Origin of the sequence: Sorangium sp. So ce119, from assembly GCF_051524405.1 — a bacterium.
Taxonomy (GTDB): Bacteria; Myxococcota_A; Polyangia; order Polyangiales; family Polyangiaceae; genus Sorangium; species Sorangium cellulosum_G.
In genome coordinates this window covers 4,660,712-4,673,249 of the sequence record NZ_CP150310.1, presented here as the reverse complement: position 1 = coordinate 4,673,249, position 12,538 = coordinate 4,660,712, and the positions used below count along the sequence as shown (strand labels likewise).

Annotated in this window: 11 protein-coding genes; 4 read left to right on the top strand and 7 right to left on the bottom strand. The window is 73.4% G+C overall.

What is annotated here, in order from left to right:
* Positions 1–70: 70 nt before the first annotated feature.
* On the top strand, positions 71–652 hold the full coding sequence (locus WME76_RS17580) for a type 1 glutamine amidotransferase domain-containing protein (protein WP_437961242.1): 582 nt from the start codon (positions 71–73) through the stop codon (positions 650–652).
* Between the two features lie 28 nt (positions 653–680).
* On the opposite strand, the gene WME76_RS17575 is transcribed toward WME76_RS17580, so the two are convergent.
* Entirely contained in the window at positions 681–1,076 is a 396-nt protein-coding gene (locus WME76_RS17575; protein WP_437961241.1) for a VOC family protein, read from the bottom strand.
* Positions 1,077–1,595: 519 nt separating this feature from the next.
* On the opposite strand from WME76_RS17575, the gene WME76_RS17570 reads away from it, so the two are divergent.
* Positions 1,596–2,084, top strand: coding sequence for a hypothetical protein (locus tag WME76_RS17570; RefSeq protein ID WP_437961240.1), 489 nt, complete (start codon positions 1,596–1,598; stop codon positions 2,082–2,084).
* 53 nt (positions 2,085–2,137) lie between these two features.
* On the opposite strand, the gene WME76_RS17565 is transcribed toward WME76_RS17570, so the two are convergent.
* Genes WME76_RS17565 through WME76_RS17555 form a run of 3 tightly spaced genes read right to left on the bottom strand, consistent with a single transcriptional unit; the run spans position 2,138 to position 5,888 of the window.
* Positions 2,138–3,106 carry a formylglycine-generating enzyme family protein gene (locus tag WME76_RS17565; RefSeq protein WP_437961239.1) on the bottom strand — a complete coding sequence of 323 codons (969 nt, stop codon included), beginning with the start codon at positions 3,104–3,106 and terminating at the stop codon, positions 2,138–2,140.
* Between the two features lie 5 nt (positions 3,107–3,111).
* Complete coding sequence (locus tag WME76_RS17560) at positions 3,112–3,744, bottom strand: hypothetical protein (protein WP_437961238.1); 633 nt, start codon at positions 3,742–3,744, stop codon at positions 3,112–3,114.
* Positions 3,745–3,770: 26 nt separating this feature from the next.
* Positions 3,771–5,888, bottom strand: a complete 2,118-nt coding sequence (locus WME76_RS17555; protein WP_437961237.1) for a hypothetical protein — start codon at positions 5,886–5,888, stop codon at positions 3,771–3,773.
* Positions 5,889–6,112: 224 nt separating this feature from the next.
* Here WME76_RS17555 and WME76_RS17550 point away from each other — a divergent pair, with 224 nt between their 5' ends.
* Complete coding sequence (locus WME76_RS17550) at positions 6,113–6,979, top strand: alpha/beta fold hydrolase (protein WP_437961236.1); 867 nt, start codon at positions 6,113–6,115, stop codon at positions 6,977–6,979.
* A gap of 52 nt (positions 6,980–7,031) precedes the next feature.
* On the opposite strand, the gene WME76_RS17545 is transcribed toward WME76_RS17550, so the two are convergent.
* Positions 7,032–8,771 (bottom strand): alpha/beta fold hydrolase, encoded by a 1,740-nt coding sequence (locus WME76_RS17545; RefSeq protein WP_437961235.1) that lies wholly within the window; start codon positions 8,769–8,771, stop codon positions 7,032–7,034.
* Positions 8,772–9,037: 266 nt separating this feature from the next.
* Here WME76_RS17545 and WME76_RS17540 point away from each other — a divergent pair, with 266 nt between their 5' ends.
* A complete protein-coding gene (locus tag WME76_RS17540; RefSeq protein ID WP_437961234.1) occupies positions 9,038–10,228 on the top strand; it encodes a cytochrome P450 in 1,191 nt (396 codons plus the stop codon).
* 36 nt (positions 10,229–10,264) lie between these two features.
* Here WME76_RS17540 and WME76_RS17535 read toward each other — a convergent pair whose 3' ends face one another.
* Together WME76_RS17535 and WME76_RS17530 are read right to left on the bottom strand one after the other, a co-directional pair.
* Positions 10,265–11,125, bottom strand: a complete 861-nt coding sequence (locus WME76_RS17535) for a fibrinogen-like YCDxxxxGGGW domain-containing protein (protein WP_437961233.1) — start codon at positions 11,123–11,125, stop codon at positions 10,265–10,267.
* Positions 11,126–11,368: 243 nt separating this feature from the next.
* Positions 11,369–12,283, bottom strand: coding sequence for a hypothetical protein (locus WME76_RS17530; RefSeq protein ID WP_437961232.1), 915 nt, complete (start codon positions 12,281–12,283; stop codon positions 11,369–11,371).
* Positions 12,284–12,538: the final 255 nt, after the last annotated feature.

The window sequence follows — 12,538 nt, the reverse complement described above, 5'->3', positions numbered from 1 at the left end:
GACCCCGCGCAGCCCGTCGAGCTTGCGGGCGCCCCCCGCGGCACAAGCTTCTGCGCGGAGGTCGAGCACCATGGCGCGCATCGCATTCCTCGTGGACGAGATGTTCGAAGATACGGAGTTCCAGGGCCCCTACGACCGCGTGAGGGGCGCCGGGCACGAGGCCGTGATCGTCGGCCTCGCCGCGGGCAAGGAGCTCACCGGCAAGAAGGGCAAGGTGCGCATCACGACGGAGCGGGCGGCCGAGGACGTGTCGGACGACGCCGTCGATGCGGTCGTGATCCCGGGGGGCTACTCGCCGGATCACCTGCGGACGAGCACGGCGGCGGTCGGCCTGGTCCGGAATGCCTTCAATCAGGGCAAGCCGGTCGCGGCCATCTGCCACGCCGGCTGGATGCTCGTCGAGGCCGACATCGCCGACGGGCGGACCCTCACGTCGTGGCCGTCGATCACGACGGATCTGCTGAACGCCGGCGCGCGCTGGGTCGATCGCGAGGTGGTCGAGGACGGCAACCTCATCACGTCGCGCAAGCCGGACGACGTGCCGGCGTTCTGCGACGCGCTCCTCCGTCAGGTCGAGCGCGGCGTCCCCGCGCGCGCCGAGCCCGCGATGGCGCCCGAGGCGGCGGCGCAGGAGCCCGCGCCGGGCCCGTGACGGCGCGGCCCGGCGGCCGGGCCGGCCGTCACGCGCGGACGGGGGCGCTCGGCTCGACGAAGCAGATGCGGTACCCGTCCGGGTCGGCGACGACGACCTCGCGCGTGTGCCACGGCTGGTCGCGCGGCCCGTCGACGGCCGCGCCGGCGGCCGCGGCGCGCGCGGCGATGGTCTCGATGCCGAGGTCGCCCGTGGCGCTGAAGCAGACGATGACGCCGAGGCCGCGCTGCCCGGCGAGCGAGGCGCCGGGCGGCGTGGCGACCAGGAAGAGGTCGGCGTACCGCGCCCAGCGCAGGTGGACGAACACCGGATCCTGGTGGACGCGCTGGAAGCCGAGGAGCTCGTAAAACGAGGCGGAGCGCTCCGCGTCGCCGACGAGGAGCTTGACGTACGAGGGCATCAGGTAGGGTTCGTCGCTGTGCATGGTCCCTGGGCGCGGAGGTGTGTGCCGCGCCGGGCCGGAAGGCAAGGCGCGCGCGCCGGCGGGCCGGCGGGCCGCGCGCCTGCCGGGACGCCGCGGCCGCCGCGGCCGCCGCGAGGCGCGATCAGTCCTCGAGCGCCTTCGGTGCGAATGGGCGCGCCGGGAGGGGGAGCTGTCTTGGCGAGCGGGTACCTCTCTCGAACGGACGCCGGAACGCTAACGCTCCTGTCCGCGTCTCCCGTCCCCGATCCCCGATCCCCATCTCTCGTGCTCGTGCGCGCTTCGATTCGATCCCCGTTCAGCCCGGATTCATCCTCTCCTCGCAGCTGACGCCGCTCCTGCGACGACTTCAAGAGCATGACTCCCCCTCGAGCACGAAAACCTGCGTACCTACAACTGGTTGTCCGGATCGCTGCGCGAGACGCGCCCGAGCCCCCGCGCCAGGTCGATTGTGTGAATGAAATAGGTTCGTCTCGGTAATGCTCAGCAGCGCCGCTCGCTGCGCCCGCGCGCATCGACTGAATGTGCCCTCCCGAACTCTGGCGTGATAACGGCCGTCATCATGCATTTCGCCTCGACCAGCTCGGCAAGAACATCCTCCGGGACGCGGCGCTGCGGGACCTGGCGGCGCTCCCCGAAGAAGCATGGGAGCGCCGGGTGGCGCTGCCGTGGCTCGTTCGGTTAAACTTCGAGGTGCCGGACCAGCTCCTTCCAGAGCTGCCGTCCGAGGAGAGGGATTTCATCATGGAAACCCGGGAATGGTACGAGCAGTGGAACGCGCGGAGGATGAAAGAGGCGAAGGAAGCTGAGGAGCGTGCCCAGCTCCGTGGGCAGCTTCAGATGACGGCCCGGCTGTGCGCGATCCGGCTGGGTCGGCCCCTGACCGAAGCGGAGACCGCAGCGCTCACGGAGCGGCTCGATCGGCTCCGGGAGGATCGGGTAGGGGAAGTGGTGCTCTCGTTCTCGGCTGAAGCGCTCGCGGCCTGGCTCTCCGATCCGAACGCGACGTAGCGCAGCGCGCGCTCGCGCCGGACGCCCTGGACAGGTGCTCCGGCGCTCGCGCCCTACTTCGCCGCCGTCGCCGCGGGCTCCGTGACGCAGCGGATCCCGAGGAACCCGCAGCGGTACGTCACCTCGAACCCTCCCGGCCGGGCCGTCCTGACGAGCGGCGGGATGCCGTCGCGCCAGCTTCCGCCGCGGGCGACGCGCATCTTGCCATTGCCGTCGTTGGCGCTCGTCGTCCACTCGAAGACGTTGCCGGCCAGGTCCTGGATGCCCTGCGGGTTCGCGCCGGCGGGGAAGCTCCCCACGTCGCACGCGGTCTTGCGCACGGCGCCGCCGCCGGACCAGCAGAGCTGATCCTTCGGGGCCTCGCCGCCCCACGGGTACGGCCGCGCCTCCTCGCCGCCGCGGGCCGCCCACTCCCACTCGTCGTCGCGCGGCAGCCGCTTGGCCTGCGCCGCGCAGTAGGCCTGGGCCTGCGCGAAGTCGACGCAGACCATCGGCTGCTCCTCCTTGCCGGCCACGCCGTAGGTCGACGCCTCCTTGGCGCAATTCGCCAATGTATCCGTGCACTTGCCCGCCTTGACGCACGCGGCGTAGGACGCGGCGGTGACCTCGGTCCTGTCCATGCACAGGTCGCCCACGGTGGCCTTCACCTTGAGCGGGCCCATCACGAAGCTGCCGCCCGGCACCCGGGCCATGCCGTCAGGGCAGCCGTCCGCGGGCGTCGCGGGCGCGGTGGAGGCGGTGGCCGACGCATCGCCGGCCTGCGCGGCGGTCGGATCTCCGCCGGGCTGCGCCGAGGCTGCGGTCCGCCCGGGCTCGGGCGCTGCGGCGGTGGGCACGCCCGCGGCGGCGCCCACGCCCGCGGCGGCGCCCTCCGGCGCGGCGTGCGCAGCGGGCGCCGGACCGGCGGGCGGCGAGCCGTCGGGCGCCGCGGGAGAGGCGCCGCAGGCGGCGGTGAGGGCGCCGCACGCGGCGGCAGCGAGGAACAGCGAGGGGGCGGCGAGGGGCGTGGTGTGGGATCGCATGGTGTCTAGGCGGCGGTCACGGTCGGCGCCGGCTCGTCGTCGAGCCACTGCTCCTGGACGACGATCGCCGGCAACAAGGTGAACGGCCCGTCGTAGCCGGGGCCGAAGGTCAGGATCTGGATCACCCGCCGATCGCCGCGGCGGATCGGGAACATCACCTCTCCCCCGCGGGGGAGCTCGCTGCCGCCGCGGGGCGGATCGATCCAGAAGGCGACGCCCTCCGCCTTGCCGCCGAGCAGCGACATGGCCGAGACGGTGAGCTCCGGGCAGCGGATGCGCAGCCACTCCCTCATCCGGTAGGCGCGGCAGCCGGCGGCCGCGGGGCCGGCGCGCGAGAGGCGGACGCGCGGCGCGGTCTTCCACTCCGCGGCCGTGGGCTGCCTGGACGGCTCGGCCGGGAAAGGCTCGGCGTCGAGGGGTCGCTCCTCGCCGGCGTCGGCCGCGCTGGCCTGCGGCGCGCCGCTCGGCTGGGCGCCGGCCGCGCCGGCCTGCGGCGCGTCCTTCGGCCGCGCGCCGGGCACCCCGGTCGCGCCGGGCACCCCGGTCGCGCCGGGCACTCCGGCGGCAGCGCCCTGCGGCGCGCCCCTCGGCTGCGCGCCGGGCACCCCGGGCGCCGCAGCCAGCACGCCGGCAGCCATCCATCCGCGCAACGCGACGCGCGGCCTCATAACGTCTCCAGGAACGCCACGAGCGCCGCCCGATCCTCCGGCGACAGGTGGCTCGTCTTGCCCATCCAGTCGGCGTTCTGCTCGATGAGCTGCGCCAGCGTCGCCGCCCGGCCGTCGTGCAGGTACGGCGGCCGCCCTCCCACGAAGCGCAGCGAGGGCGTCTTGTACTCGGGGCGCGGATCGTCGTCGTAGCCCGGAGGCGGCGGCCGTTTCGGCATCGGGTACGGCGTGCGATCCGTGTAATCGCTCGTCGGCACGTGGCAGCGGGCGCACTTCGCCTCGTCGCTGTGGAAGATCTCCCGGCCGCGCTTCACGCGCTCGTCGGCCGTCCCCTCGACGCGCGGCGGCGTCACGAGGCCCCGGCGCAGGAACATCGTGAGGTAGGTGGCCCGGGCCGCGAGCCCGGCCGGCGTGTGATCGATCGGCAGCCCGCCCCAGCGGTGCAGCCCCATGCCCGCCTGGAGCCTCCCGAGGAGATCCTCGTTCTCGCCGTGCCACCCGTACGGCCCGTCCGCGCCCACGTTGCCGGCGAGCATCGGCGTGCGCCGCGGATACCCCTTCTTCTTCGCGACCTCGGGGATGTTCTCCGGCCTGCCGACGAAGTTGGCGTGCTCGCCGTCGGCCGTGCTGAACGTCGCCTCGCGCCAGACGTACCCGTCGTCCCGCCCCTCCGGGTGGCACCCCGCGCAGCCGAGATTGCCGCTCACCGTGGCGTCGAGCGCGCTGTAAAAGAGCCGGCGGCCCTTCGCGACCTCGGGGCCGAGCGGATCGTCGGCGAGGTGCACGAGCGCCGCCGGCCCCTCGGCAGGCGGCGCAGCGGCGGCCGTACCCGCCGTGCCGGCTGCCCCTGCCGTTCCCGCCGCGCCTGCCGCGCCTGCCGTTCCCGCCGCGCCTGCCGCGCCCGCCGTTCCCGCCGCGCCCGCTCCTCCCGCCGCCGGTCCCGCGACAGGATCGTGCAGCCGGATCGCCGCCACATCCCCGGTCGAGCGGCAGAACACCCACGCCGTCGCCTCGTCCGCGGACAGCGCGAGGCCCGTCGGCGCGCCGCACGTGCCCGCGACGCGGATGTGCGGGTCGTAGCGGCCGCCGACCGGATAGCTCTTCACGATCGCGAGCGTGGGATCCACCGCGGTCGCGTCCACCTCGAGCACGAGGTCGTCGCCCTCGCCGGCGACGAGCAGCGTGCGCGCGCGCTTGCGGTAGGCGACGGCGCGCGGCTGGGTGACGGGCGTGACGCTCGCGCCCGGCAGCGAGATGACGCTCTCCGGCGTGATCACCTGCTCGGCGAACGCCGACCGGAGCACCGGCAGGTTGCCGTGGTGCGGCGGGGCGAGCGGCTCGTCGCGGCCGGTGAGCAGCACGTCCACCGTCGCGGCGCCGAACCACGCGGCGTGGCCCATGGCGCCGAGCGCGTGCCGCGCCGCGAACAGGCGCCGCCCGTCCTCGGAGAGCGCCAGCGCGTAGCCCAGCGACGCCGCGAGCCGCTCGCCCGACGGCGCGCGCAGCGGCGAGGCGGGCAGCGCGACGCGCCGGACCCTCGGCGCCCCGCCGAGGTCGTCGATCCGCGTGAGATCCGCCCCGACGAGGTGGCTCACGTACGCGGCGCTGCCGTCGGGCAGCACGGCCACGCCCCGCGGCTCGCGCGCCACGTCGACGGTCCACCGCGCCTTCCCGGCCTCGAGATCCACGGCCGAGACCTTGTGCGTCCACGCCGAGGTCACGATCGCGGTCTTCTCGTCGGGCGTGACCGCGATGCCCCACGCGTCCGCGGGCAGCGCGACGCGGCCGACCTCGACGAGCCCCGCCGCCGCATCGGGCCGGAGGATGAGCAGCAGCCCCGGGTCGCGCACCGTGGCGAGCACGCGCGCTTCTGGCTCGCCGCGCCCGCCGCCCCCGCCGAGCGCGAGCACCTGCGCGGGCCGGCCCGGCGCGGGCACGCCTGCGCCGGGCCGCGCGGGGTCGAGCGGCAGCGGCACGACGCGCACGACGCCGTGGTCCTCGTCGGCCACGTAGAGCGCGTCCTCGCGCGCAGCGCGGGCGAGCGCGCCGCCCTCGCGGACCGGCGCGCGCAGCGGCGCGGCCGCCGGGGGCAGGGGGTCGGTCGGGGCGCCCACGCTGCCGGCCGGGGCGCCCGCGCTGGCCGGGGCGGCGCCCGCGTCCGCGCTGGGCGCGGGGCCTCGGGAACAGGCGCTCGCGGCGAGCGCGAGGAGTGCGGCGAGAGAGCGTGTCGCGCGGTGGTGCAAAGGGATCGCCGGATCTTCGCGCGCCCTCGCGTCCCGGGTCAACGGGGCGGCAGGCGTTGATCCGCGCGCTCGCACGCACTATCGCCGCATCCCCCATGACAGCAGCATCCCTGGCGGGCCACGGCGGGCCGGACGGCGCGCAGAGACCCCGGTTCATCGAGGTGAACGGCGCCCAGCTCGCGGTTGCGGAGCAAGGCCAGGGCGCCCCGGTGGTGTTCCTGCACGGGGCCGCCTCGGACCACCGGATGTGGGACCGGCACCTCTCCATCGTGGGCCAGCACCACCGGGCCATCGCCTACAGCCAGCGCTATTTCGGGACCGGCGCGTGGGGCTCGAGCTGGCCCCGGTTCGGCGTGCAGACGCACGCGGACGACCTTGTCGCGTTCCTTCGCGCCCTCGGCGCGGGCCCGGCGCACGTTGTCGCATGGTCTTACGCCGGCCATGCGGTCCTGACTGCCGCGCTGACCCATCCCGAGCTGTTCAGGAGCGCTTTCATTCACGAGCCGGGGGTCCCCTCGTACGTGACCGATCCCGCCGAGCTGAGCGCGCTAAGAGACGACCTGAACGCCATGTTCGGCCCCGTCTTCGGGGCGGTCGAGCGCGGTGAGCTCCAGGAAGCCGTGAGGCTCCTGCTCGACGGGTCGGGCCAGCGCGAGGGGTATTTCGCCGCTCAGCCCGCGGAGAGACAGGCCGTCAACCTGGACAACGCGCGGACCATGCCGCTCCTCCTGTCGCAGCCCCAGCCGCCGGCCATCACCTGCGCCGACCTGGCCAGCCTGAAGGTGCCGGTCACCATCGCCCACGGCGAGCGCTCCCGGCCGACGTTCGGCGTGGTCTCCCGCGCGGCGGCCCGCTGCATCCCCGGGCAGCACCTCGTGGTCCCCGGGGCCACGCACATGTGGCCCGAGGAGGACCCGGGCGCGTTCTGCGCCGCGGTGTTGCGCCGCATCGAGGATTGCTGATCGGCGCCTGCGCCGCCGGGGTCGCCGGCGGGGCGCTCCCGCTCCGCGTCGTTCACCGCCGGAGCCCGCGCGTCTTCTCCCCCGCGCGGCGCGCGACGGCCGTCCAGTCGATCGGCGCGGCCTTCCGCGGTGCGGGGCCGATCGAGGCCGTGTTCTCCCACATGTCCGTCGTGCCGAAGAGCAGCTCGACCACGGCCGGGTCCTCGTTCCACGCGACGGGCACGAGGTCGTCGAGGCACGTCGTGTCGACGGCGGCCTCGGGGTCCTCGATGAACCGCGCCATCATCTGCGTACCGCAAGGCGCCGCGCCGGCGGTCCTCACGGGGGATTCGTACGCGACCCAGTGCGGGCTCCACGGCACCGCCACGAACGTCTGGTGGGGCGCGGTGAGCCTGTCCGCCACGCGCGCCGCCGGGCCGATGGGCGTCTGCGGGTCGAGCAGGCCGTTCATCGCCAGGACGGGCACGGTGAAGCTCGGCCACTCGTCCCAGAACTGGTCGTGCGGATAGCGCGGCCAGGCATCGTACAGCGCGCCGAGCTCCAGCCCGTCCTCCACGCAGAAGCGCTGCGAATCGCACCGCTCCTGGAGCTCGGCCAGGGGCGGGGCGGGCTCTTCCCACAGCTCGGAGAGCGCCACGTGGGTCCCCAGCACGATCGAGTCCCGCGGCTCGCCCCCGTCGGTCTGCGAGAACACGTCGAGCAGCGTTCGCATGTAGTGGCCGACCACCTGCACGTCGCCCTCCTCGCAGCGGTCGATGCGGTACGCGAGCGGGAAGATGTGTGTCCGCAGGACGCGAGTCTGCGCGAAGATCGGGACGATGGACGTGAAGAGCGCGGCGTCGGCGCCGAGCTGCGGGCAGTGACCGCTCGTGAGCTTGCCGAGGAGGGCGTCGAGCTTTTCCCAGGGGTCGGCGCCGAGCTTCGCCCCGCAGACCGGATCGACGGCGCAGATCGCGGACAGATCCCTCACCACCGGATCGAACTGCGTGTCGTACCAGGACAGGTACTGCGCGCCCGGCGACATGATCGAGTCGAGGATCACCGCGTCGGCCCCGTCGGGGTGCGCCTGCAGGAAGCGCATCGCGCGCGTCGTCCCGTAGGAGGCGCCATACAGGATCACCTTCTTGCCGGGCTCGCGCGTCAGGTCGATGAGCCGCGCGAGATCCTCGGCGTCGGCTGTCGTCGTGAAGCGCGCGAGATCGCCGCCCCACCTCGCCTTCAGCGCCTCGATGCAAGCGGGCCACTCGAGCGCGGTGATCTCCGTGCCTCCCTCCGAGCTCGGGTCCTCCTGGACCGGGCATTCGAGGCGGCTCGAGGGCCCGACGCCGCGGTGCTCGAGCACGTACCAGTCGACGTCGGGCATGACGCCCTGCCACAGATCCTCGATGGCGTCCTTGAACACGTAGCTGGACCCGCCGGGGCCGCCTTGCAGCAGCCAGACCTGCGCCTTCGCCGCGCCGCCCGGCGCGAGGTGGCGCGATACGAAGACGGGGAGCGCCTCGCCGTCGGGACGCGAAGGATCGAGCGGCAGGGGGACCGTGGCGCACTCGGAGATGAAATCGTCTGGGCAGCTCCCCCATGCGATCGCCGGGCTGCCGCCCGAGCCGCCCGAGCCGCCCGAGCCGCCCGAGCCGCCTGAGCCGCCCGAGCCGCCCGAGCCGCCTGAGCCGCCCGAGCCGCCAGCGGCGCTCGTCGTGGCGCTGGCATCGTCTTCACCGTCGGTGCAGCCCGCGGCGACCGCCGTGAGCCCGAGCGCCGCGGGGAGGAGCCCACGCCAAAGGATGTTGTTCACGATCCTCTCCGTGAACCTCGTGATCGCCGGGTGGGCGGCGGGTCGAGCTGGGCTATCTGCCGTGGTGGTGCCCTGGGCGCCGGCGGCGACCGCGAAGGTGGGATTGTCGAGCGCCATGCTGTGTGTTCCCGCTCGGCCTGGTTCTGTTCAAAGCCGGATCGGTCACACGCGGAATGGATATTCGCCGCCGAGCGCCTTGCGGCGCGCCCCCGCTGCAGGCGACCATGCCCGCTCAATCCCTGACCCGCCCGGGAGGTCCTCGACCCATGAGCGAACGGCTGAACCTCATGTCCCCCGCGATGCTCGCCGACCCGTACCCCACCTACGCAGCGCTGCGGCGCGACGCGCCCGTATGCCAGGTGGATCCGGGCGGCTTCTGGGCGGTGACCCGCCACGACGACGTCATCGCCGTCCTCAAGGACACGGAGCTGTTCTCGTCCGAGGGCTTCCGCGCCGCCACCAAGCCGGCGTGGCTCGGACACAACCCGTTCGGCGACTCCATGATCGTCCTCGACCCGCCGGCGCACGGCCGCCTGCGCTCGCTCGTGAGCCGCGCCTTCGCGCCCGCGGCCATGGCCCGCCTCGAGGCGCGCGTGCGCTTCTTCGCCGACGACCTCGCGGCGCGCCTGCCGCTCGGCGAGCCGGTCGACTGGGTCGAGGCGCTCGCCATGCCGCTGCCCGCGAGCGTCATCGGCGAGCTCCTCGGCCTGGATCCCTCGCTTCACCCGCGCTTCAAGCGCTGGACGGACGACCTCACCGGCATCAGCCCGGTCACGCCGGACATGACCGCGCGCATGGAGGAGATCCGCACCACGGTGCGCGAGGCCGAGCAGTACATGACCGAGGTGCTGGCCCGCCGCCGCCGCGAGCCCGCCGACGACATGGTGACCGACCTGCTGCGCGCCCAGGTCGACGGCGAGTCGCTCACCGACGCAGAGCTCATGAGCTTCCTGTTCCTGCTCCTCGTCGGCGGCCTGGAGACCACGGTGCACCTCCTGAGCCACACCGCGCGGCAGCTCATCGCGCACCCGGAGGTGCACGACCGCGTGCGCGCGGATCCCGCGCTGATCCCGCGGCTCGTGGACGAGGTCCTGCGCTACGAGCCGCCGGTGCGGTCGGTGTACCGGGTCGCCACGGCCGACACCGAGCTGAGCGGCGTGCGCGTCCCCCGGGGCGCCAGGGTGCTGGTGGTGATCGGCTCCGCCGCGCGGGACGAGGCGCACTTCCCGGACGCGCACCGGTTCGACATCGACCGGGGCGGCGCCACGCACGTGCCGTTCGGGCACGGCGTCCACTTCTGCCTGGGCGCGCCGCTCGCCCGGCTGGAAGCCCGCCTGGCGCTCGCGGCGCTCCTGCCGCGCGTCCGCCGCTTCACCGAGGCCGGGCCGGCGGCGTGGCGGCGATCCATCTCCGTCCGCGGGGTGACGTCGCTCCCCCTCGTGGCGCACCCGGCGTGACGCGCGGCGCGCCCGGCCCGAGCGCGCCACGCGCGCTCACCAGCGGGTCCAGCGGGAAATCCGGTTCACGCGCGTGTAATGGCTGCCGTCGTCCGAGAGCCCGTACGGCGTCGCGACCACGGTCTCCAGGTGCGGGCCCCAGTCCTCGTCGGTGACCGACACGTCCTCGTCGCCGTCCGCGCCGAGGCTGTAGACGAAGCAGTTCCCGTAGTGCTGCGCGACGCCCGCGAACGCGCTCGCGCAGTTGCCGTCGCCCTTGGTGTCCCTGTCGAAGTCCGCCGACGCCCACCCGGTGCCGAACTGCCAGTCGAAGAGGTTATCGTCCCCGGCGAGGCGGATCGGCGTGAGGAGCTGCATGGTCTCGGGATCGATGCCCTCGGCGGTCGCGCGCAGCACCTCGACGACCGTCCCCGGGATGTCCTCGATCTCGTCGCGGTATTCCCGGCCGGCGATGTACAGGCCAGGCTGGTAATGGTTGTTGTCGAGCGACGGCTCCCCCTTGGGGCTGAGCCGGTCGGCATACAGGATGTTCCAGAACGCGAGCGTCGGTCCGCCCAGCTCGCCGACGCTGTTGTAGACGAGCGCCCACCTTCCGCCGTCCGCCGGCTCACCGCAGTAGACCTGGAGCGACCCCGAGGGGCCGGTGCCGTCGGGATCGAGCGTGTAGACGCCGGCCGGGGCGCCCTCGGGGACGGCGCCGCACCGATCGTAGACGCACCCCGCGCTCGCCTCCTCGTCGCACCCGGGGGCGCCACCTCCGGCCCCGCCGCCGCCGAGGTTGTCTCCGCCGCTCCCCGTCGCCAGGTGATAGGGCTTGTCGAGCCCCGCGAGCGCCGTACACCCGCAGGTCAGCAGGCACGCCGTGGCCCACACCCATGTCGCGGACTCGCTCCTCATCTCGGTTCCTCTTGCGACCGCCTCGGCCCGTCCGGCCGTGCGTGACGGCGACCCGGGCCGCGCGGACGCTACCGTCTCACCTGCGGCCTGGCAAGCGACGCACGCGGACGCTCTGGCGGCCGCGAGCCCCCGCTCAGGGCGCGTGGCAGCGCCGGACCGGGCAACGACAGCGCCTCAGGGGGCAGCGCGTCCGGGGGGTACCGCCCGCGTGGGCGGGCGGACGCACGACCACGCGGGAGCCGCTCACTTGTAAAACGCGACGTCGTCGACCCAGACGTTGAACTGCTGCTTGGCGTTGAAGCGAAACTGGATCGCCCAGAGCTGCGTCACGTCCACCGCCTCGAACTTCTCGCCCCATCCTGTCTGCTTGAGGTCCGCGAACGGGACCTCGTAGTACTTCCAGCAGGGCGTCAGCGCGACGATCATGCGGAAATGGTCATCGCACGTGCCTTTGGTGCCGCAGATGCCGCCGTCTTCCCAGGTCTGCACGTCGGCGGCGTCCACGATCATCCTCGCGTAAGAGCCGCTCTCGGCGTAGGCCCAGAACGAGATTCCACGGAACCCCGAGGCGTCGTACAGACCTTCCGTACCGGCCTCGTCGGTGTTCAGCCGAACGCCGAAGAGGGCTCCCCATGACGTGAATCCCTCGTCCGCGTCGACGTTCACGGCCCACGTGCTGTCGCCGCGCGGGAGCTCGAGCTCGCTCATGTAGAAGTCGCCGGCCGCGGGGTTCTGCAGGCCGTTCGCGTCATTGGCCACGTACCAGTACCCTCTCCGAGGGTTTACTTCGTCCTCGACGGGAATGATGGTGTTGTCTCCATCCTCCATATCGTCGATCAAGAGCGGCGAGGTCGGCGGCTCACCCGCCGGCATCTCGACGACACATCCGCCTCCGGCGCCTCCGCCTCCGGCGCCCCCGGCGCCAGCGCCTGCACCTCCGGCGCCCTCGCCTCCGGCGCCCCCGCCGCCGGCGTCCCCGCCTCCGGCGCCTCCGGCGCCGCCGGCTCCCCCGGTTCCGGAGCTGCTGGCGCTCCCGCCGCCAGCGCCTCCGGTCCCTGGACCCTCGATGACCAGGTACTCCTTGTCGAAGCCGAAGATCTGTGCACACCCGATCCAGGTCATCGCGATGACGCACACACTGGCATGTCGAATGGCCATTCGCGCACCTTTCAACGTCATGGAACGAAATTCTCCGGATGCTCTCACGTGCAGCTTATGAAACCAGTTCGTCAAAGGGAAGGGCGTTGCTGCGCCACGCTGCCGACCGGGCCCGCTGACTCCTGGACACCTGCGCGGACGACATCTCGAATGCAGAAAAAACATTGTAAGGAAACGCCATAGAAACGCGCACCCGTGCATGGTCCTCGGCGGATCATGGGCCCATGTAGGGTTGAGGCCATCCTGGGCCCACAA

Coding starts and splice junctions, on each gene's coding strand:
- WME76_RS17580 (WP_437961242.1), top strand. CDS start 71: ATGGCGCGCATCGCATTCCTCGTGGACGAGATGTTCGAAGATACGGAG.
- WME76_RS17575 (WP_437961241.1), bottom strand. CDS start 1,076: ATGCACAGCGACGAACCCTACCTGATGCCCTCGTACGTCAAGCTCCTC.
- WME76_RS17570 (WP_437961240.1), top strand. CDS start 1,596: ATGTGCCCTCCCGAACTCTGGCGTGATAACGGCCGTCATCATGCATTT.
- WME76_RS17565 (WP_437961239.1), bottom strand. CDS start 3,106: ATGCGATCCCACACCACGCCCCTCGCCGCCCCCTCGCTGTTCCTCGCT.
- WME76_RS17560 (WP_437961238.1), bottom strand. CDS start 3,744: ATGGCTGCCGGCGTGCTGGCTGCGGCGCCCGGGGTGCCCGGCGCGCAG.
- WME76_RS17550 (WP_437961236.1), top strand. CDS start 6,113: ATGACAGCAGCATCCCTGGCGGGCCACGGCGGGCCGGACGGCGCGCAG.
- WME76_RS17540 (WP_437961234.1), top strand. CDS start 9,038: ATGAGCGAACGGCTGAACCTCATGTCCCCCGCGATGCTCGCCGACCCG.
- WME76_RS17535 (WP_437961233.1), bottom strand. CDS start 11,125: ATGAGGAGCGAGTCCGCGACATGGGTGTGGGCCACGGCGTGCCTGCTG.
- WME76_RS17530 (WP_437961232.1), bottom strand. CDS start 12,283: ATGGCCATTCGACATGCCAGTGTGTGCGTCATCGCGATGACCTGGATC.